This window comes from Actinophytocola sp., from assembly GCF_049647105.1.
Taxonomy (GTDB): domain Bacteria; phylum Actinomycetota; class Actinomycetes; order Mycobacteriales; family Pseudonocardiaceae; genus Actinophytocola.
Window position 1 is genome coordinate 1 of the sequence record NZ_JBARWZ010000265.1, and the last position, 20693, is coordinate 20693.

At 67.2% G+C, this 20693-nt stretch carries 17 protein-coding genes, 1 tRNA gene and 1 pseudogene; 11 read left to right on the top strand and 8 right to left on the bottom strand.

Features of this window, described 5'->3' with window-relative positions:
• Positions 1-232: 232 nt before the first annotated feature.
• Both WBA97_RS31730 and WBA97_RS31735 read right to left on the bottom strand, forming a co-directional pair.
• Positions 233-856, bottom strand: coding sequence for a hypothetical protein (locus tag WBA97_RS31730; RefSeq protein ID WP_424234649.1), 624 nt, complete (start codon positions 854-856; stop codon positions 233-235).
• Between the two features lie 63 nt (positions 857-919).
• A complete protein-coding gene (locus WBA97_RS31735) occupies positions 920-1660 on the bottom strand; it encodes an isocitrate lyase/PEP mutase family protein (protein WP_424234650.1) in 741 nt (246 codons plus the stop codon).
• Positions 1661-1772: 112 nt separating this feature from the next.
• On the opposite strand from WBA97_RS31735, the gene WBA97_RS31740 reads away from it, so the two are divergent.
• Positions 1773-2258: a methylated-DNA--[protein]-cysteine S-methyltransferase gene (locus WBA97_RS31740; RefSeq protein ID WP_424234651.1), complete on the top strand. Its 486-nt coding sequence runs from the start codon at positions 1773-1775 to the stop codon at positions 2256-2258.
• 160 nt (positions 2259-2418) lie between these two features.
• Here WBA97_RS31740 and WBA97_RS31745 read toward each other — a convergent pair whose 3' ends face one another.
• Positions 2419-2946 carry a bacterial proteasome activator family protein gene (locus WBA97_RS31745; protein ID WP_424234665.1) on the bottom strand — a complete coding sequence of 176 codons (528 nt, stop codon included), beginning with the start codon at positions 2944-2946 and terminating at the stop codon, positions 2419-2421.
• Positions 2947-3022: 76 nt separating this feature from the next.
• Here WBA97_RS31745 and WBA97_RS31750 point away from each other — a divergent pair, with 76 nt between their 5' ends.
• A complete protein-coding gene (locus WBA97_RS31750; RefSeq protein WP_424234652.1) occupies positions 3023-4231 on the top strand; it encodes a cysteine desulfurase-like protein in 1209 nt (402 codons plus the stop codon).
• Between the two features lie 132 nt (positions 4232-4363).
• On the opposite strand, the gene WBA97_RS31755 is transcribed toward WBA97_RS31750, so the two are convergent.
• Positions 4364-5371 (bottom strand): NAD(P)H-quinone oxidoreductase, encoded by a 1008-nt coding sequence (locus WBA97_RS31755; RefSeq protein ID WP_424234653.1) that lies wholly within the window; start codon positions 5369-5371, stop codon positions 4364-4366.
• Positions 5372-5524: 153 nt separating this feature from the next.
• Here WBA97_RS31755 and WBA97_RS31760 point away from each other — a divergent pair, with 153 nt between their 5' ends.
• From WBA97_RS31760 to WBA97_RS31775, 4 genes are all read left to right on the top strand, one after another.
• The gene (locus tag WBA97_RS31760; RefSeq protein ID WP_424234654.1) at positions 5525-7072 is read left to right on the top strand and encodes a M28 family metallopeptidase; all 1548 of its coding nucleotides are present in this window, start codon (positions 5525-5527) and stop codon (positions 7070-7072) included.
• Positions 7073-7594: 522 nt separating this feature from the next.
• Positions 7595-7679, top strand: a tRNA-Ser gene (locus WBA97_RS31765).
• A gap of 785 nt (positions 7680-8464) precedes the next feature.
• On the top strand, positions 8465-9745 hold the full coding sequence (locus WBA97_RS31770; RefSeq protein ID WP_424234655.1) for a NucA/NucB deoxyribonuclease domain-containing protein: 1281 nt from the start codon (positions 8465-8467) through the stop codon (positions 9743-9745).
• A gap of 26 nt (positions 9746-9771) precedes the next feature.
• On the top strand, positions 9772-10284 hold the full coding sequence (locus WBA97_RS31775; RefSeq protein ID WP_424234656.1) for a hypothetical protein: 513 nt from the start codon (positions 9772-9774) through the stop codon (positions 10282-10284).
• A 965-nt stretch (positions 10285-11249) separates the two neighbouring features.
• Here WBA97_RS31775 and WBA97_RS31780 read toward each other — a convergent pair.
• Complete coding sequence (locus tag WBA97_RS31780) at positions 11250-11627, bottom strand: type II toxin-antitoxin system RelE family toxin (RefSeq protein ID WP_424234657.1); 378 nt, start codon at positions 11625-11627, stop codon at positions 11250-11252.
• Between the two features lie 7 nt (positions 11628-11634).
• The gene (locus WBA97_RS31785) at positions 11635-11934 is read right to left on the bottom strand and encodes a type II toxin-antitoxin system Phd/YefM family antitoxin (RefSeq protein ID WP_424234658.1); all 300 of its coding nucleotides are present in this window, start codon (positions 11932-11934) and stop codon (positions 11635-11637) included.
• A gap of 415 nt (positions 11935-12349) precedes the next feature.
• Here WBA97_RS31785 and WBA97_RS31790 point away from each other — a divergent pair.
• Together WBA97_RS31790 and WBA97_RS31795 are read left to right on the top strand one after the other, a co-directional pair.
• Positions 12350-12529, top strand: a pseudogene (locus WBA97_RS31790) (DUF2188 domain-containing protein); the annotation flags it as partial.
• Positions 12530-12908: 379 nt separating this feature from the next.
• Positions 12909-13682 carry a 2-phosphosulfolactate phosphatase gene (locus tag WBA97_RS31795; RefSeq protein ID WP_424234659.1) on the top strand — a complete coding sequence of 258 codons (774 nt, stop codon included), beginning with the start codon at positions 12909-12911 and terminating at the stop codon, positions 13680-13682.
• A gap of 46 nt (positions 13683-13728) precedes the next feature.
• Here the strand turns inward: WBA97_RS31795 and WBA97_RS31800 are convergent, their stop codons facing one another.
• Positions 13729-15240, bottom strand: coding sequence for a PKD domain-containing protein (locus WBA97_RS31800; RefSeq protein WP_424234660.1), 1512 nt, complete (start codon positions 15238-15240; stop codon positions 13729-13731).
• Between the two features lie 275 nt (positions 15241-15515).
• On the opposite strand from WBA97_RS31800, the gene helR reads away from it, so the two are divergent.
• Both helR and WBA97_RS31810 read left to right on the top strand, forming a co-directional pair.
• A complete protein-coding gene (gene helR / locus WBA97_RS31805) occupies positions 15516-17720 on the top strand; it encodes an RNA polymerase recycling motor ATPase HelR (RefSeq protein WP_424234661.1) in 2205 nt (734 codons plus the stop codon).
• A 110-nt stretch (positions 17721-17830) separates the two neighbouring features.
• Complete coding sequence (locus WBA97_RS31810) at positions 17831-18349, top strand: polyketide cyclase (RefSeq protein ID WP_424234662.1); 519 nt, start codon at positions 17831-17833, stop codon at positions 18347-18349.
• A gap of 22 nt (positions 18350-18371) precedes the next feature.
• Here the strand turns inward: WBA97_RS31810 and WBA97_RS31815 are convergent, their stop codons facing one another.
• Positions 18372-18848, bottom strand: coding sequence for a MarR family winged helix-turn-helix transcriptional regulator (locus WBA97_RS31815; RefSeq protein ID WP_424234663.1), 477 nt, complete (start codon positions 18846-18848; stop codon positions 18372-18374).
• 110 nt (positions 18849-18958) lie between these two features.
• On the opposite strand from WBA97_RS31815, the gene WBA97_RS31820 reads away from it, so the two are divergent.
• Positions 18959-20659 carry a bifunctional metallophosphatase/5'-nucleotidase gene (locus tag WBA97_RS31820; RefSeq protein ID WP_424234664.1) on the top strand — a complete coding sequence of 567 codons (1701 nt, stop codon included), beginning with the start codon at positions 18959-18961 and terminating at the stop codon, positions 20657-20659.
• The last annotated feature ends 34 nt before the right edge of the window (positions 20660-20693 follow it).

The following is a 20693-nucleotide window of genomic DNA, read 5'->3' on the forward strand; positions in this document are numbered from 1 at the left end:
CCCCCCACCTCCGGGTACGGACCCGGTCTGTCCACAAGAGCGCCACCACGTCGCCTACGCCGACAACGGAGGCCGCGAGTTGTCCACAGCGCACCCAGTTGTCCACAGTCAAGATCGACAACGCGGAAATGTCAGTGCCAGCCGGTAGACTGGCATGGCGGGACGCCCCCGGGAACGGGTGGGGGTTGCGTTGCCGTCGTTTTCGCTTCGCGGTGCTGCTGACCTGCGGAAACTACGCTGCCAGCAGGTGGTCGAGTGCGGCAAGGCGGCGCGTCACCGCGGTCACCGCGTACGCGGGCGGCGGGGTCCGGCTGGGTGCGGGCCGCTCGACCCAGCGCCACACCTTCCCCACCGAGATGTCAGGCCCGGTCGGGATCACCACGTGGCTGCCGTGCGTCGCGACATCCACCCGCAAATGAGAGAGATCGGCCGTGATGTTCGGGCGCAGCCGATCGATCGGTTTCGTCAGGAAGGTCCAGCGCACGCCGTCCGGGTCGGCTACCACGGGCCCCGACAGCATCGCTATTCCCAGTTCAGCGCGCACTCGCAAACCGAGTGCCGCAGGCATCGTCACCGCTTCGACCGTCCGGCCGATCGCGATGATGAGCACCCTGTTGCCCACCTGCACAGAGACCGGCCAGCCAAGTAATTCCTCGTATTCCGCGCGGCCGTGGGCGAGTTCTCGTAGCCACGACGGCGCCGGCCGGTTCGTGATCGAGATTGTCATGGTATTCCCCGTAAATTCGCGTCGCACCGGGTGAAACCGGCACGAACTCAGGCTGGCACGGCGCGGACGACCAACGGTGGAATCAGCGTGGAACGCGCGACCGGGAAATACGCCGCCGAGTCGCGGCACCCCACCTGACCTGGCAAGTGGCGCACGTCACACCCGCGCGGGTCTCTTTCGGCGCGGAAACGGTCAGTGAGCGAAGTACGCGTTCAGGTCACCATGCGTCAGTGCCGCGGCCGAGCTGCCGTACGTCCCCTGCGTAAGAAGCTCGGACGCCGCCGCCGACACGAGCGAGTACGCCGCCACCGCGATCGCGGGCCCCACGCTCACCCTCCGCACCCCCAACTCGGCGAGTGCGGCGACCGACGGCGCCCCCGGCCCGGCCATCACGTTCACCGGTGCCGCGATCCGCGACACCAGCTCCGCGATCACCGCCGGATCGTGCACACCGGGCACGAACACCCCGTCCGCACCCGCGTCCACGTACGCCTTCGCCCGCGCCACCGTCTCGTCGACACCGCCCGCCGACAGCAGGAACGTGTCGATCCGCGCGTTCACGAACAGGTCCCCGCCCTCGGCGCGCGCCGCCGCGATCCGCTCCGGCGCCGCGGCGGGCCCGTCCTCGATGTTGATCCCGACGGCGCCCGCGTCCCGCACCAGCCGCACCGTCCGGGCGACGTCGCCGTACCCGCTCTCGATGTCGGCCGTCACCGGCACGTCGACGGCACGCACGATCCGTGCGATAGCGGCCACCGCCGCGCAGACGTCGAGGCGGTCCCCGTCCGGCACCCCGAGGCTCCACGCGACCCCGGCGCTGGTCGTGGCGATCGCCTCCGCGCCGGCCCGTTCGATGATCCGCGCGCTCGCGGCGTCCCAGGCGTTGGGCAGGACAAGGGGCGCACCCGTGAGGTGGCGTTCGCGAAAGGTCATGAGCAGGTACTCCACCAGCGCACGAACCGCGGTTCCGGCCGTTTTCGGACACGAACATGTTGATGTCCGAAATCTGCCAGCGGTCACACGCGCGGGCGGGCACGGTGGTCTCGTGCGCACCCATACCGTGATGGACAGTCCCGTCGGCCCGCTGACACTCGTGGCGAGCGACGGCGTGCTGTGCGGGGTGTACATGCACGAGCAGCGGCACCGCCCCGCCGAGGAGGTCTTCGGCCCCCGCGACGACTCCCGCTCATCCCACGCGATCGAGCAGCTGACCGCGTACTTCGACGGTGACCTGAAGGACTTCGACCTGCCGCTCGCCTTGCACGGCACGGAGTTCCAGCGTCGCGTGTGGACCGAGCTGACGACGATCCTGTACGGCGACACCACCACCTACGGGGAACTGGCGGCGCGTCTCGGCAGTCCGAGCGCGGCGCGCGCGGTCGGCCTCGCCAACGGCAAGAACCCGATCAGCATCATCGTCCCGTGCCACCGGGTCGTCGGCTCGACCGGCAACCTCACCGGCTACGGCGGCGGCCTGCCGCGCAAGCGCTACCTGCTCGCGTTCGAGCAGGGCACGCCGGTCCTGCTCTAGTGCCCCGAACTGGAAATCTGGCACCCGATTCGGCGGCCCAGCTTCCTTCTGGCGGCGTTGCCGATCCACCCAAGTGCAACCCGGTACGAGAGAGGATCGGCGCCTTGCCGGCAGAAACCTGGATCCACCGACTCACGCACCGCATTTCCAGTTCGGGACACTAGAGGTACTGCCCGGTCCCTCGGACGTTCTGCCCTTCCGGCATCTCGCCGCCGGAGCCCGGCGGGAGCCCTCGGCGCATCTGCTCCAGCTGCACCCGCGCGGCCATCTGCTGCGCGAACAGCGTGGTCTGGATGCCGTGGAACAGCCCCTCCAGCCAGCCGACGAGCTGGGCCTGCGCGATCCGCAGCTCGGCATCCGACGGCGTGTTCTCGTCGGTGAACGGCAGCGACAGCCGCTCCAGCTCCTCGCGGAGCTCCGGCGCGAGGCCGTCCTCCAGCTCGGTGATCGACCGCATGTGGATCTCACGCAAACGGTTGCGCGAGGCCTCGTCCAGCGGTGCCGCCCGCACCTCCTCCAGCAACTGCTTGATCATCGTGCCGATCCGCATGACCTTGGCGGGTTGCTCCACCATGTCGCCGACCTGCTCGGCGTACTCGCCGTCCATCGCGGCGGCGCCGACCGGCGCACCGTCCGGGCCCATCACGACCACGGGCCGCGGCTGCTCGTTCTCCTGGCCAGGGTTCATCTGCACGAGTTCGAGGGTAGCCGTCACGAGCACCCCCCAAACGGGGCCCCCGCGGGCCTCCGTACGGTGTGGTGCCATGGCGTTCGACGTCGCTGCGATTCGGGGCTGGTTCCCCGCGTTGGGTGATGGCTGGATCCACCTCGACGCCCCGGCCGGCATGCAGGTGCCAGAGCAGGTCGCCACCGCCGTTTCCACCGCTTTGCGCGCGCCCGTTTCCGGGCCGGGTGGCGTGTTCCCCGCCTCCCAGCGCGCGGAGGCCATCGTCGACGCCGCCCGCCGCGCCATCGCCGATGTCGTCGGCTGCGACCCGGCCGGCGTCGTGCTCGGGCCCAACCCGGCCGTGCTGCTGCAGCGGCTCGCGGAGGCCGCTGGCGCGGGCTGGGTCATCGGCGACGAGGTGACCGTGTCCCGGCTCGACCACCAGCAGAACATCGCACCGTGGCTGCGGGTCGCGCAGTGGGCAGGCGCGACCGTGCGGTGGGCAGAGATCGACATTGAAACGTGTGAGTTGCCCGCGTGGCAGTACGAAAGCCTGATCACGCACCGCACGAAGGTCGTGGCCGTGACCGCCGCGTCCGGCGTCGTCGGCACCCGCCCGGACCTGAACAAGATCACCGCGTTCGCCAGGGAGACGGGTTCGCTGGTCGTGGTGGACGCGTCGTCCGCGGCGCCGTTCGTGCCGCTGGACATCAAGGCGCTCGGCGCCGACGTGATCGCCGTGAACGCGACCGCGTGGGGCGGGCCCTCGGTCGGTGCGCTCGCGTTCGCCGACCCGTCGCTGCTGGACCGGCTGCCCGCGTGCGCACTGGGCCCGAACCAGACCGGCCCGGGCCGGATGGAGCTGGGGCAGCACGCGTACCCGCTGCTCGCGGGCCTCGTCGCGTCCGTGGACTACCTCGCGAGCCTCGACGACGCTGCCAGCGGCAGCCGCCGCGACCGCCTGCAGACCTCCATCGGTTCCGCCAAGTCCTATCAGGCGGGCATGCTCGGCAAACTGGTCTCCGAGCTGCGCGGCCTGCTGCACGTCACGGTCATCGGCGACGCCATGCGCCGCATCCCGGCGCTCGCGTTCACGGTCACCGACGTCAAGGCGTCCAACGCGATCGTGCACCTCGCCGACCGCGGCATCTGCGCGTTCGCCGACGACGTGCCGAGCGGGGTGTTCGCCGCGCTCGGGGTCGCCGAGGTCGGCGGCGCGGTCCGCGTCGGGCTGGCGCACTACACGACGTCGGTCGAGATCAACGCGCTGGTCGAGGCCGTCGCCGCGCTGACCTCGATCAGCTAGTGTTCCGAACCGGGAATGCGGTGCGTGAGTCGGTGGATCCAGGTTTCTGCTGGCAAGGCGCCGATCCTCCCTCGTACCGGGTTGTACTTGGGTGGATCGGCAACGCCGCCAGAAGGAAGCTGGGCCGCCGAATCAGGTGCCAGATTTCCGGTTCGGGGCACTGGGCATCCTCAGGATCAGCTTCCCGAGCACGCCGCCCTCTTCGAGTGCGCGGTGCGCGTCGGCGGCCCGCTCGACGGGCAGCACCTCGTGCGTGATCGGCCGGACCTCGCCCGCCTCGACCAGCGGCCACAGCTTCGCCACCAGCTCCTGGCAGATCGCGGTCTTCTCGGCGACCGGCCGGTAGCGAAGGGACGTCGCGGTGACCGTGCCGTTCTTCGCCAGCAGCTTGCCGATGTTCAGCTCGCCCTTGACCCCGCCCTGCATGCCGATGACGACGAGCCTGCCAAGGCGCGCGAGCACGTCGACGTTGCGGGGCAAGTACTTCGCGCCCATGTTGTCGAGCACCACGTCCACGCCGCGGCCGTCCGTCGCGTCCTTGACCGCCTCGACGAAGTCCTGCTCGCGGTAGTTGACGAGGATGTCCGCGCCCAGCTCCGCACACCGCTCGAGCCGCTCCGAGGAGCCCGCGGTCACCGCGACCCGCGCGCCGAGCGCCTTGGCGACCTGGATGGCGTGCGTGCCGATGCCGCTCGCGCCGCCGTGCACGAGCAGCGTCTCGCCTGCGGTCAATCCGGCCACCATCACCACGTTCGACCACACCGTGGCCGCGACCTCCGGCAGACCCGCGGCCGTCACCACGTCCACAGTGGAGGGGAGCGGCATGACCTGCCCGGCGGGCACCACGACTTTCGTGGCGTAGCCACCGCCCGCGAGCAACGCACACACCGGTTCTCCCACCGCGACGCCGGTGACGCCATCACCCAGCGCGGCGACCGTGCCCGCGCACTCGAGGCCGGGTACGTCCGTGACCCCGGGCGGGGGCGCGTAATTGCCCTGGCGCTGCAACAGATCCGCACGGTTGACGGCCGTCGCGGCGACGTCCAGCACGACCTCACCTGGGCCAGGCTGGGGATCAGGTTGCTCCGTCCAGTCCAAGACTTCCGGACCACCTGGCTGCGTGATCGTGATCGCGTACATGAGAGAACGGTAAAGGGTCGGACATAACAGTCCGTGTGAGGGGCTTGACCAGCGCGGAGTTCCCGACAAAGGTGTGCACGCCGGGCGCGGAATTCGAGACGGGGACGATTTGTGCGCGCCGGTGTCTGAGCATTGAGAACGAGAGGAACTTTCATGCCGTCCGCCAAGACGACATTCCGAGCCGGGATCGCGTTGCTCGCGGCCGCGACCGGCGTCGGTCTCGCAGCCGTGCCAGCAGCGGCAGGTCCTGCCGCGCTGCCCACTGTCCCCGATGGACCCGCGCTGGCCCGCCAGCTGGTCAACAAGGTCAAGGTCGCGAACACCAACCGCCACCTGATCGCGTTGCAGCGGCTCGCCGACCGCAACGGTGGCAACCGCGGCGCCGGCACCGACGGCCACGCGGCGTCGGCCGAGTACATCGCCACGAAGCTCGAGGCGGCGGGGTACACGGTCGAGCGCCAGGAGTTCCCGTTCGTATACGACGAGACCCGCGGTCAGTCGCTGACCGTGGCGGGTACGGAAATTCCCATCATCCGGATGAGTTACAGCGAGTCGACGCCGGAAGGCGGCGTGACGAGCACCCTGCACGTGGTGCCCGTGGACGCCACCCCGGGCTGCGAGGCGACCGACTACGCGGGCGCCGAGGGCAAGGTCGCGCTGGTCAGCCGCGGTTCGTGCACGTTCGGCGCGAAGGCCGCCGCTGCCGGTGAGGCTGGTGCCGCCGCCGTCATCGTGTACAACAACGTTCCCGGTGCCCTGAACGGCACGCTCGGCTCACCGCTGCCCGGCAGCGCGCCCGCCGGTGGCGTCACGCAGGCGGAGGGCGCGGCCCTCGCCACACAGAACGGCGCCGAGGTCACCATCGACCTGCAGGGCTTCATGGAGGACCGCGTTTCCTACAACGTGGTCGCGGAGACCCAGACGGGTCGCCACAACAACGTCGTCATGGCCGGCGCGCACCTCGACAGCGTCTCGACGGGCCCGGGCATCAACGACAACGGCACCGGTTCCGCTGCGCTGCTGGAGACCGCACTGCAGCTCGGCGGTTCCCCGAAGGTCAACAACGCGGTGCGGTTCGCGTGGTGGAGCGCGGAGGAGCTCGGCCTTCTCGGGTCCGAGTACTACGTGCAGAACCTCGACTTCGAAGAGCAGCTGAACGTCGCGCTGTACCTGAACTTCGACATGATCGGCTCGCCGAACGCGGGCTACTTCGTGTACGACGGTGACGACTCCGACGGTGTCGGCTCCGGTGCGGGCCCGTACGGCTCGGCGCAGATCGAGCAGGCGTTCGTCGACTACTTCGACTACACCGGTGTGCCGCTGGAGGGCAAGGACTTCGACGGCCGCTCCGACTACGGCGAGTTCATCCTCAACGGCATCCCCGCCGGTGGCCTGTTCACCGGTGCCGAGGTCGTGAAGACCGAGGACCAGGCCAACAAGTGGGGCGGCACCGCGGGCGAGGCCTTCGACCAGTGCTACCACCAGACCTGCGACAACCTCGGAAACATCGACCGCGTGGCGCTGGACCGCAACTCGGACGCCATCGCCTTCGTGCTCGGCTCGTACGCCATCAGCACGGAGGACGTCAACGGCGTCCCGCCACGCAAGGCCCGCGCCAAGACCCGCGCCGCACAGGCCCGCGTCGCGGCCGCGTCGGTGGCCACGGCCGAGCCGGACGACCACCACGGCGTGCTCATCTGATTTCCTGACACGAGAGAGGGGCCGCACCCGATTCGGGTACGGCCCCTCTGTGTCGAAGTTCAGTGATGGTCCGAAGCACCCAGACTGGCGTGGATCCATTCCGGACAACCCGGGAAAGCTGCCCTGACGGAGGGATCAACATCGTCGGGGCGCACCGAAAGTGCGTTGTGCGCACGCGAGCGCCCGAACTCTGGCACTACTCCGCATTCACGACCGAGCCGATGCTGTCGGCTCAACCGCGGGGTCGCAGCGAGCTGCGGACCACCACGCCCGTTACCTGCATTGCCACGGCACCACCTGCCCTCTCCCGACGGGCCTCTCTCAGCCGGCCGTAAACCCAGCATGCACCTGTGTTCCCCAGGTAACAACCCCGCCGCAAGACCCTGAACTGGTGAAACTGCCCGTCACCGTCCGAAGTCATGGGTTTGCGAAGCGTGTCGTACACCCGCCCAGCGGCCGAGGTCTCCCAAGACAGGCACACCTCGCCAAACCCCACACCTCGCCCGCTACCCTGCACGGCAGGGAGGCGTGGCAGAGCGGCCGAATGCACCTGTCTTGAAAACAGGAGACCTTCACGGGTCCGGGGGTTCAAATCCCTCCGCCTCCGCAACTGTGACCAGGTGAAACAGTCGTGATGCTGGCTCGGTTCGGGTTCATGGGTAGGAGTGCAGTCTCAACTGCAGTCTCAACTGGTGCTCAAGATCGCCATGTGAACGTTCAGCACCCTTCGTCGAACAGAGCCACCGAAGTGCGGTTCAGAGATCAGGTCGCTCGCGTGTGCTCCCAATCGGCAACGGCACTCAGGTGAGTGGGGTAGCCGTGGCGTTTGTAACAGCTGAGTCGGGCTGTGGTGTTGTGGCGGCGTCGCCAGCCCGACCGACCCACGCGTGCTCGGCTATGTAGCTTCTCAGCAGGACCCATCGTGGTCAGCAGGCGGCTTGATCTCCGGTAGCGAGAACGTGATCAAGTCTGCGTTGCTCTTGTTAGTTCGCCTTGCGTCGAGGGAGCGGGACACCGCGAGCCAGGCCTGGCGAGCAGTCGAGGCATTGAGGGCTTACCAGGCCTTGCAGGTGCGGACTGACGCCGGTCAGCCAGAAGTTTGATCCAGATTCGCAAGCTTGCTACGTGACCCTCGGTTCCTCATTTTCGTTGTCAGCGCCTCAGATTCGTCCGTCCGGCCCTGTATGCGCGACACGATGGTTACCAGCAGGTGAGTCCGCTTTTGCAACGTACGGCCTTATCCAGAGCCACTCTAGGCCGATGGAGTGAACCAGGCGGTTAACCATTCACCAACCGCAGTGGTCGCCGGTAGTCTTGCAACGTTCAACTGGGGTCCGTCACCAACGCGTACACCACACGTCTGGCTGCATTTGCGACTGCACGCAACCAGAGGTGTTGTTGGCTGCCTTTATTTTCTGGGGAGAGTCAATTGACTCGCAGATTTGTGACTGGGCTGTGCGCTGCCCTTTTCTTTTGGCAGGAACACCGGCTATAGCCGAAGAACCAGTACAACCGCTGCCGCCGAGCGCGGACAGCACGCTCGCTGCACCACCCATCACTACTCCGCCGGTCCCGTACACCCGCGCAAAGGCGCCAGCGATCGCGCACGCCTGCGGGCCTGTCGTTGATGGCCTTCAGGCTTGTGTCGAGCCCTCGACGACTACGTTGTCGGCCGATGAGTTGCGGCAACTTCATGCAAAACAGCGCGCAAATCGGGACGTTATCCCGTTGCCTGACTGGTGCTATGAGTACAGCGACTCGTGGTACTACACCCGCACCGAAGCCTGCCTGATCAGCTCCGGCGATTACATCATCAGGAACGTGGAGACTGGGCTGCCGGTAGGCACGATGCACTTCGTCGTGTGGTTCTTCAGCTTCACCTCGATCTACCAGCGGAACTGGCAGTCGCAGGTCGAACTGCAGCCGGTCACTCAATCAGGGCTGGCCCTTGGCTCTACGGCGGAGGGTGCTGCCGACTGTGTCGGCGCCTGTACGACGTTGTTCCACAATTTCCCGCCGCAAGCAGCGCCAAACGGTGCAACCGTAAAGGGGGATGCGCAGTTCGAAACAACGGCGGTCAACCCAAGTGCCGTTGGCTATGGAACGACGGAGTTTCGTATCCGCTTTAAGAGTCCGTGTTGCCCGCTGTCATCACCGATCTACTCGCGACCTCCAGTGGCCCGTTGCGACAATGCCACACCGGGCCGCGGTATCGGCTGCGTCTTCTCCGACTACACACTGGCGGTGGCGTATTCGCTGAGTCCGACCTACTGCTGTCCCGAGTACGCCCGGCATGTTCGCGACGCGCACAATTCCGGGCTGCCCGGAGCCTACCCGAGTGGTGTTCCGCTGACTCGACTGACGGATCCGACGCTCATCGAGTCGAACCGAACGGTGGCCTGCAAGGGAAGCTATGTCCGTCCGGCTGGCAAGAGCTGCGATGAGTACCCGATGGCGAGCACCTGGCAAGGGGCCAGAACGGGCGGCGGTAACCCCCGTTCGTTCTCGTGGTGCTCAATCCCGCAGGTGCCGGGCGGATCTGGTGCGGCTGGATACAGTGTCTGTATGATTGTCGACACTCAGAACAGCGCCGCCGGAAACGCTCTGGCTAGCTTCTACAGCCAGAACCGTGTGATCGACAACGACCCGTTCCGCGTGTGGATTGTGGCCTAGAAAGACCCTGGGGTGGGCGAAGAGACATGAGCCAGCAGGTCGAGACCGGCTTGGTGCTAGCCAGTTACCACACGTTCTGGTTGAGCGAACGCATCGATGATGTCCCGGCATCCGGACGCCGTCCATCCAACGGATTGGTGGTGCCGCACATGGGTGCGGTCGAGATCTGGACTGGAACGCACACTGGCAATGTGCCGGTCACCGTCGAAACACGTGACGATGTACCGACTACCGATGATATGTCTGATTGGGACGACGTTGTCGAGGTCGATGTCGAGAGCGTGCACGGCAATCTGTTGGTGACGAGTCTCTTCGCCCACCTGCCGAAAGAACTGCCAAACCTGGCCTTTCACGGGGCTGGCCTCTACCGCATGCGGTTCTACGCGCGGGGTCGCGACTCCGACCCCACCTACGACACGCGTGCTCCAGACGAGCACCACCGCGTTATCTCGTGGCCAGTGCTCAGCCGAACACAGGAAGCGGTCCTCAAGCGAACCGACGAGTATGGCACCATCCTGAGAGCTCAAGCTAGCCACTAGGCCATGCAAGGTGGCTGTCGAAGGGATAAATGCTACGACGGCATCAGGTCGAGTGGCAGCCGCGGCGTGCGTAGTGGCTGAGTCGGTGCTTGGTAAATGTCGGCGGCGTCGCCAGACTGACAAGGTCCACGCGTGGTTGGCGCACGCTTCAAGGACCGGTTCGTGACCGCGGGCGCGACGAGGGTACCTACCGCCTACGGGTAGACACAGACCTACGGAGACTCCTCGAAGAGGACGACCTGCGGTTCATCCGGATCCGAGTGTTCGGACGTGACGCCGTATCCGGTATCGGGGCCGTCGCCGAGCAGCAGTACCACGATCCAGGCGCGGAGGTCATGCGAGGCAAGTTTGTGAAGGGGCCGACCTTCGACATCGTTTGAACCAGCCGGTGTTGTGATTCCATCAGTCCTGCCCGGGGCGCAATCTCAGTCGCGTTGCTCAGAAGTGGTCATCGAGATGGCTGTGCGGACGTGGCTCAGCGGGCCGCGGTGCAGGGTCAGCCTGGTCCCATCGAAGTGCAAGACGCTCGATGGGCTCCGACCAAGGTGGCTGGATAGTCTCAATCGCAGTCTCATTCACGCCGCTCCGCCCGCGTTCATGGGACAATTGTAACCGTGTTGACCAGGGCAGATGTACCTAGCTGGACACCCCCGGACGGGGTTGCGTAGATCTTGAAAACAGGAGTCCTTCACGGGACCGGGGGTTCAAATCCCTCCGCCTCCGCAACTGTGACCAGGCAAATCTCTGGCCAGCTGCCTACGGGTGGGCTGACCTCAGTTCCATAGGGTCTCATTTGCACTTGCCGTCGGCTTGTCCAGCCGTGCGGCTCCAATGCCACGGCTGCGCGCCGGCTCTCTACGTACAGCCGTACGCTCAGATGCTCACTGGAGAGGGCTGAGGGCGCGTCCAGAACGACTGCGGGGGTTCCTTGGACTCCAAGGAACCCCCGCAGGGCAGATGATGGCCTATTGACGCGGTGTGGGCTTGTCCCATGCTTCGTTGAGCAGATGCTCGACCTTCGCCGCTAACTCCTGATCCGAGTGCAGTCGGAGCCGAGACACTGCCAGTTCGTAACAAGCATCGTCCGCACGCTCAGCTATGACCCAGACCACCACAACGTTGCCGTCGGGTTCGACGCGGTAGATGACGCGAATCTCGCGGTCCCCAACTACAAGTTTTCTGAACATTGTGAGGTTGCCAAGGGCGCGAGAACCCAAGGGTTCCCCACGTTTCTCTGGCTCGGTTTCCAGCTTCTTCAGCGCCTTCAGTACACGCTTTCGGTTGGAGCCGTCGAGATCACGGAGGTCCTCCCGCGCATCTGACGTGAGCTGGACCGTGGCCACTGTTCGTTCACTCCTCGTCGTCGTCCAGGTCCACACCAAACTCAGCGGCGACCTCGTCCAAGCTGTAACGTTCGCCAGAGTCCGTGAGGGTTCGAGCCCAAGCGATGGCTACGAGCTTCATGTCTTCCTCCAGTGACTCCAGATACTGCAGTCTTTCCATGGTTTTGATATCTACGATCGCCGCAACTGGTTGATTGTTACGAAAAACCACAAACCGACGGCCTTCGCTCGCTTGGTTCACAAGCTTGGAAAGTCCCTGCGTACTGGCTTCTGTGACAGAGATGACGTCGTTGGTGTCGATCCTCATAGTAGGGCTCCCAGGGAAGGTGGCGACTGGACAACTCTACCTAGTACTCAAGGCATAGTTCTAGGTTTGGTGTCACTCTGTAGCGTGATTGTGGTCATGGAGTCACGACCCGCGCACGCTTGGTATCCACGTGTTGAGTTCACGCACTAGCTGTCTACCAGCGAGAACTCAGAAGGACTCAACGTTCTCTACGTGTGCAGCGAGTGAACGTTGCTCCGGTTGATCAGCCCTGGTGGAGTCTGTCATCACCTCCCTTCCAGGATCTCGACGCTTGGAGATCCGAGTTGATTCTACCTCGAATCCTACCTAGGATGATGGCCACCAGGCAAGCTGGAATCGCGGGGTGCAATATGCCACGACCCGAACGACGGGTAGTCCAGCCGAATGAGTCCGGCGGCGGGATGTCGTCAAGCCCAGCGCATCGCGAGCAAGTGCCCATACCGACACGCAAGCCGCAGCGATCACCCGTGCGCGGGAGATCTTGCGGAACACCGGCGGCGGGGAGCTGGAGATCCGAGGACGGAACGGACAGATCCGTGACAGTGACACTGTCGCGCCAGCGAACGACCCGAACCCGCCTCGAGACCGGCGGTGAGACCTCGTGGCTGAGGCAGTGGTAGCGGGACGTCAACAGCGCTGTCAACAACTACAACTCGGCCGTCAATCGGTACAACTCCGCCGCTCGACAGCACAACGCTAACGTCCGGCGGTTGCAAAGCGAGCTAAGACGACCGGTCACTTCCACCGCTAGGACTACCGTGCGCTACACGCCGGGCGAGCAGGAGATGCTCGATGAGACCTTCGAGGCCGTGCGTCGTGACCCCGTCGAACGTCCTCGTGACCTGTTTCTCTGCCGCGCTTGGCCGGACCGCATGACCATTTCGGACTCGGTGGAATCGCGGAACCACAGGGAAAGTGCTCAGGCGCTGGACCGGGAAGGTAGCCGCCTGACTGTGGCTGGATACGCTGTTCGGATGGTCAATCCTTATGTGCAAACGGGTTTTCGCGGCAGGTTCGACTGGGGACTGGTGGGAGCGAAGAACCTGGCGCAGGAGGTAGTGATCATCGCGGTTGTCGATGTGCTGTCGTTCACGACCAGCCTGACCGTCGCTGTTGACAACAGGATCGAGGTCTACCCGTTTCGCTGGCGCGACGATCGCGCGGCCACGTTTGCCAAGGAACGCGACGCGGCGCTCGCGGTCGGCCGGTCCGAGGCCGGGCCAGGCGAGATCACCCTGTCCGCGCCGAGCATCCGCGCGGCCACGGGTGTGCGACGGCTGGTGCTGCCCTCACCGAACGGCTCGACCATCTCCCAGGCGGTCGCCGAACTCGGTGTCACCGTGATCGGTGTGTCCCTGCGCAACGTGAACGCGGCCGCCGACTGGACGCTTCGCAAGCTCGCCGACCAGCCCGAGGCGTGTGTCGGGGTCGTCGCAGGCGGGGAACGGTGGCACGACGGTTCGGCGCGCCCCGCGGTCGAGGACCTGTGGGGCGCGGGCGCCTACCTGGCCGCGCTTGCCGAACGCGGACTGGGTCCCCTTTCCCCGGAGGCACGCGCCGCAGCGGCCGCGTACACCGTGGTCGCCGGCGACATCTCGGCCGAACTGCGCGCCTGCGCGGGTGGCCGGGAGTTGATCGGCCACGGCTACCCCGGCGACGTCGAGGTAGCCGCCGAGGTCAACTTGAGCGAGGTCGTTCCGCTGTTGACCGACGAGAGCTTCACCAACGCCCGTCAACTCCAGAAGTGATCTCGCGCAGCGTCCAGTTGACGCTCGAACCGTCCATCACAAGCCGCTACTGGTCAGAGGATCTGGTGTGCCGACGTCGGCGGGTGAGCTGTGTGAGTGCGACGCCGAGCGCCAGGGCGGTGGCACCGATGACGATGAGCGTGGCGTCGGGAGTTCCGGTCCTGGCGAGCCGATCGGCGTCCGCTGGTGTGGTGAGGCCGTCGACGACCTCGACGGGGACGGTGACCGTCGCGCTGGCCATGGCCTGGGGTCCGCCGTTTCGGTACAAGGTCTGGCCGGTGAAGACCTGGGTGGTCGAGGTGCCGCCGCTGCTGGTGAGGGTGACCGTGGCCGTGTAGGTACCTGGGTTGGCGTACTCGTGACTGGTGCCGGGAGTGCTGGTGGTGGCGGTGGTGCCGTCGCCGAAGTCCCACTGGTAGCTGGCAACGGTGCCGTACCTGACGGTGGACGGAGAGGTGAAGTAGGCAGGCGAGTTCGGTGGCGTGACCACCAGCGCCGCCTCGGGTGCCTGGTCCGGCGTGATGGCGATGCCAAACTCAGGCCCACTCCCGGCGATGGAGATCCGGCTGACTGTGCTGGTGGCGAGGTCGATCGAGAAGACCGCGTCGACCGCGCCGACGTAGAGGGTGGTGCCATCGGGGGTGATCGCCATTCCCCCGGGCGGGTTGTCGATCTGGATGGGGTCGCCGACCGTGTTGTCCGCCGTGTTGATCGGAATGACCGCGTGGGTCACGGGGTCGCCTGGGATGCTAGTGGCGACGTAGGTGGTGCGGCCGTCCGGGGCGATGTCGATCGAGAACGGCCTACCGCTGATAGGTATGCGAGGGCCGCGCGTGTTGTCGCCGGTGTCGATCGGGTAGACCGCGCCGTCGGTCTCGGCGACGACGTAGGCGGTGGCGCCGTCTGGGGTGATCTGGATCTCGCCAAGGGGGCCGTTGGCGATCGTGATCGGAGTGCCGACGACCGGGGTGGCGCCGAGGGCGATCGGGAAGACCCGGCCGCCGCCGCCGAAACCGACCTCGGCGACGTAGAGGGTGGCGCCGTCGGGGGTGACGGCGAGTGGCCCCGGCGCCACGCCGGCGGGAAGGTCGATCGCGGGGCCGGCGGTGTTGGTGCCGGTGTCGACCGGGTAGACCCGGGCGGGGGACTGGGTCACGTAGGCGGTGGCACCATCGGGAGCGATGGCGACGCTGGCGACGGCGCCAGGATCCGGCATCGTGATGGTGCCGGTGACGGCGTTGCTGGCAGTGTCGAGCACCGTGACCGTCGAGCGGCCGACGTTGGAGACATAAGCGGTGGTGGCGTCCGGGGTGATGGCGATGTACTTGGGGTCGTTTCCGCCGGTGGAGATGAAGTCGCCAGGGGTGTTGGTGCTGGTCGCGATCGGCGTCACCCCGTCCAGGCCGCCCACATAGGCCGTCCACGACGCGCCCGCAGGCTGGGCCTCGGCAGCGGGGACCGGGGGCACCCAACTCGTCGCCGACCCGACGACTACGGCGACGGCCAGCAGCCGCGGCGCCCAGCGTCGGCGCTGGCGGAAACGAGTGTCGAAAGTCATGGGCGATGCGCTCCTGGTGTCGGCGTCCGGACCAGCGGCATCTTGCCGCGCGCGGGCCATGACTTTGGCCGGAAACACCCGAACGGGACGATCAAGCACCTGATCGGGCCACCCAGAGCACCTGTCCAGGTGAATACCGGCCAGGACAGCAGGTTGCTGTTCCACCGAAACGTGTCTGACTTGACACGTGATGGACAATAAAAAGTCGGCGCGCTCTTCAAAGGAATTGAAGAAAACGCCGAACCTAAATTCAGATTAAACGCTGTGAGGGGTCTGTGTCAAGTCAGGGGTACGAAGAGGAACTGCGGTCCGAGCGGGGCTACGTGGCCGGGCTCTACGAGCGGCTCGACGCTGAGCGGGTGCGGGCGAAGGACCAGCTCAGGGCCGCCTTGCGGTACGAAGGGGGGACGCCGATGGATCGGGACGACAAGGTGCGTGCCACGGCCAGGGAGGTGCGGCGGCTGGACGTGGCGGACAACGGGTTGTGTTTTGGCCGGTTGGATGCCATTTCGGGGGAGCATTCCTACGTCGGGCGGATCGGGCTTTTCGATGAGGGGAACGACTACGAGCCGGTTCTGCTCGATTGGCGGGCGCCGGTCGCGCGGCCCTTCTACACCGCAACGGGGGCGAATCCGGAGAACATGCGTCGGCGGCGGCAGTTTCTGACCAGGGGGCGCCGCGTCGTCGAGTTCACCGACGAGATGTTCGGGCGGCCCGGTGACGGCGTGCGTGGAGACGGGGACGCGGCGCTGCTGGCGGCCGTCAACGCACCCCGCGGCGAGGGGATGCGGGACATCGTCGCGACCATCCAGGCCGAGCAGGACGAGATCATCCGGCTCGAGCACCCGGGTGTGCTGGTGATCGAGGGTGGGCCCGGTACCGGGAAGACCGTTGTGGCACTGCACCGCGTCGCTTACCTGCTGTACACGCAACGTGAGCGGATGGAACGGCACGGTGTGCTGGTCGTCGGGCCGAATCCGGCGTTCATCAACCACATCAGCCGGGTGCTGCCCTCGCTTGGTGAGTCGGACGTCGTGTTCATGACGCCCGGCGAACTCCTCCCCGGGCTGCGCGTCACCGCCGAGGACGGCCCGGCCGCCGCGCGGCTCAAGGGGTCGCTGAAGATCCTGGACGTCCTCAGGGCGGCGATCGCCGACTGGCAGCGGCTGCCGGAGCGACCGATCGAGCTCGGGCTGCGGGAGGCGCCGCTGCGTATCGACGCCGCGACCGCCGAGTGGGCGCGCGAGGAGGCCCGGGCCAGCGGCCTGCCGCACAACGAGGCACGTGCCACGTTCACCGAGATCATCACGTACGTGCTCACCGAGCGGGCGCTCGGCCGGATCGGTCACGGCTGGCTGACCAGGGACGACAAGGTCGCATGGGAGCGGCTGCGTGCGGAGCTGGTCAAGGAACTGGCGGAGGACGAGCGCTTCACCGCGACCATCGACGAGCTCTGGCCGATCCTCACCCCGGAGGCACTGCTGGCGCCGCTGTACGAGTCGGCGGAACGGCTGGCGGCGGCCGGTGGCGACCCCGTGCTGCTGCGGGCGGATGGTGCCGCCTGGACGGTGTCGGACGTGCCGCTGCTGGACGAGTTGCTGGACCTGCTCGGCCCGGACAAGCCGGCCGACGACACGGCGGCGCGGGAGCGGAAGGCGCAGGCCGAGTACGCCGCCAGGGTGCTGGACAGCTTTACCGGCCGCGCGGACTCGATGGACGACGAGGACCACCTGTACGCCACGGACCTCCTCTACGCCGAGGACCTGGCCGACCGGTTCGTCGAGGTCGACACCCGTGACCTCGCCGAGCGCGCCGCAGAGGACCGGGACTGGACGTACCGGCACGTCGTGGTCGACGAGGCGCAGGAACTGTCCGAGATGGACTGGCGGGTGCTGATGCGGCGCTGCCCCGGCCGGTCGTTCACCGTCGTCGGTGACCTCGCGCAGCGGCGGTCGCCCGCCGGTGCCACCTCGTGGGACACGATGCTCACGCCTTACGTGCCGGGGCGCTGGGTGTACCGGTCGCTGACGGTCAACTACCGCACGCCAGCCGAGATCATGGCGGTAGCCGCCGCGGTGCTCGCCGAGTTCGCGCCCACCGTCGCGCCGCCGGACTCGGTGCGGGCGTCCGGGGTGCGCCCGTGGGCCACGCGGGTGACCGAGGACGAACTTCCCCTCGCCATCGACGCGTTCGTCCGGGACGAGGCCGGGCGGGAGGGCACCAGTGTCGTGATCGGACCACCCGGTGTGCCGGGCACGGTGCCCGCCTCGGAGACGAAGGGGCTGGAGTTCGACGCTGTGCTCGTCGTCGACCCGGATCGGATCCTCGCCGACGGCCCGCGGGGTGCGGCCGAGCTGTACGTCGCGCTCACGCGGGCCACGCAGCGGCTCGGCGTGCTGCACCGGGGTCCGTTGCCGACGGCGCTGGCCGGGCTCGCTCGTGACGAGTACGCCTCGTCGCCTCGGACGCGGCCGGAGTGAGAAACGTCCTTCGAACTTTTTTTCGCGGTGGTGTCGAATGGCGGTGAGCGCGTTCGTAGCCAAGGTGAGAGGCCGGCAACGGGCCGGCCGCCGCTCATCGGAGGCTCACGATGTCCGTCACCGCCACTCCCGCGACGCCCAGGACCGACCAGGAGACCGTGAGCGCCACCCTGACCGTCGCCGCGTCCGCCACCAGGGTGTTCGCCGTGCTCGCGGACCCGACGACCCATGCCGCGATCGACGGCACCGGCTGGGTTCAGGAACCCGCCGACCGGGCACCGCTGACCGAGGCGGGGCAGATCTTCCGGATGGACATGCGTCACCCCGGGCATCCACACGGTGACTACCGGGTGGTCAACAAGGTCGAGGTGTTCGACCGGCCGCGCGCCATTGGCTGGCTCACGGGATACGAGAAGGCCGACGGTCGCTTCGAGTTCGGCGGCTGGCTCTGGCGGTACGACCTGGTGGCGCTCGGTCCGTCCGAGGTCGAGGTCACGCTCAGCTACGACTGGTCGGCGGTGCCGCAGTTCATCCGCGACCGCGGCATCCAGTTCCCGCCGTTCGGCCCTTCGCATCTGATCAACTCGCTGCACCACCTGGCCGGGCTCGCCGCACCGACGCGCCGGTAGAAGGCGGCCAGCGCCGACGTCATCAGTGCTCCGGGTGGCCCAGGTGGTCCAGCACCCTTTCGAAGATCTCCGCCAGGGTTTCGTGGTCGCTGGCCGCCAGCAGGTCGATCAGATGGGCGCGGACACCGGCCACGTGCGTGGGTGCGGTCTCGCTGAGGCGGGTACGGCCTGCCTCGGTGATCTCCGCGAACACGCCGCGCGCGTCGTCGCCGCATTCGACTCTCTGGACCAGGCCCGCGGTCTCCAAGCGACCTATCTGATGGGAGAGCCTGCTCTTCGACGACGCCACCTCGCCTGCGAGGTGAGCCATGCGCATGCGGCCACCGTCTTGATCGGACAGTCGGACCAGCACCTCGTAGTCCGCGAGGGCCATGTCGTGGCGGTCCTGCAGCTCGCGGTTGAGTTGCTTCCGCAACAATTCGCTGCCGATCACGTACGCGCGCCAGGCCCGCATCTCGCCGTCGTCCAGCCAGCGCGGTTCTTCTCCAGTCGCGGTCACATGCACCAGGTTAGATCCTCCTCCGTTCGGGGCTGGCGAACAGTGGCTCCTTTGTGCAGACTGCACGCCGCACGCGCCTGACGGGAGTACGGGCGTCTGGACGGAGGATCATGAGGGCATTCACCAAGTTGACCGCCGCGGCGGCCGCCGCGCTCACGTGCGCAGGGCTGGCCGTCGGACCGGTGACCGCCGCGCCCAGCAACACCACGGACGTTCGGCTCATCACGTTCAATGACTTTCACGGCAACCTGCAGCCGCCCGCCGGGTCGTCGGGGCGGGTCACGTTGCCCGACGGGACCACAGTGGACGCCGGCGGCGCGGCCTACCTGGCCACGCACGTCAAGCAGCTGCGCGGCGAGGTCGACAACTCGGTCGTGCTGTCCTCGGGCGACAACGTCGGTGCGTCGCCGCTCGACTCCGCGCTGTTCCACGACGAGCCGACCATGGCGCTGCTCAACGAGCTCGGCGTGAAGGCGTCCGTGATCGGCAACCACGAGCTGGACGAGGGCTACAAGGAACTGCTGCGCATGCAGCTCGGCGGCTGTCACCCCACCGACGGCTGCCAGTTCCGCGACAGCTACCCGCGCGCCAAGTTCCCGATCCTCGGCGGCAACGTCTACTTCGACAACGGCCTGAACGCCGCACTGCCGTTCACCGTCACCGTTTCCGGTGGCGTGCCGATCGGCATCATCGGCGTCACGCTCGAGGACCTGCCGCTGGTCGTCACGCCGGAGGCCATCGAGGGCCTGAAGTTCGGCGACGAGGTCAAGGCCGTCAACCAGTCCTCGCGGCTGCTCGACCTGCTCGGCATCAAGACGCAGGTCGTGCTCGTGCACCAGGGCGACAACACCGAGGGCGGCGGTCCTGACGACTGCAAGACCCTCCCCGGCCCGGCCACGGAGATCGCGAAGGCCGCGTCCGCGTCGGTGGACGTCGTGTTCAGCGGTCACAGCCACCAGCAGTACAACTGCACCGTCACCGACCCGGCAGGCAAGCCGCGCACGCTGATCCAGGGTTCGTCGTTCGGGCGGCTGCTGTCCGTGGTGGACCTGAAGATCGACAAGCGGACGCGCGACGTCGTGCGCGAGTCGACCAAGGCCCACAACGAGATCGTCACCCGGACCGTCACGCCGGATCCGGCCGTGCAGGCGCTGGTCGACGAGGCCAAGACGAAGGCGGCGCCGATCGCCAGCGAGCAGGTCGGCACGGTCTCGGCGGACCTGGTCCGCGCGGCGCCAGCCTCCGGTGAGTCCCCGCTTGGTGACGTGATCGCCGACGCGCAGCTCAGTGCCACGGCGTCGAACAACGCACAGATCGCGATCACCAACCCGGGCGGCATCCGCACCGACCTCACCTACGCGGGCTCCTCGGCTGGCGAGGGCGACGGGGTCGTCACCTACGGCGAGGCGTTCGCGGTGCAGCCGTTCAGCAACATCATGCAGACGATGACGCTGACCGGTGCGCAGCTCAAGACCGTGCTGGAGCAGCAGTGGCAGCCGCAGCCGGACGGCACCGTGCAGGTGCGGATCCTGCAGATCTCCTCGTCGCTGCACTACTCGTGGTCGCAGGCCGCGGCGATCGGTTCGAAGATCTCGGAGCTCACCGTCGCCGGCGAGCCGGTCACGGACGACGCGACCTACCGCGTGTCGGTGAACAACTTCCTCGCCGCGGGCGGCGACGGGTTCGCCGAGTTCGTGAACGGCACCGACGTCACGGGCGGCCCGGTCGACCTGGACGCGTTCACGGACTACCTGACCGCGAACCCGAACATCGCACCCCCGGCGGCGGACCGCATCACGGTCCTGCCATGACGCGCTGACAAGAGTGGCCCGCGGTCTCGTAGAC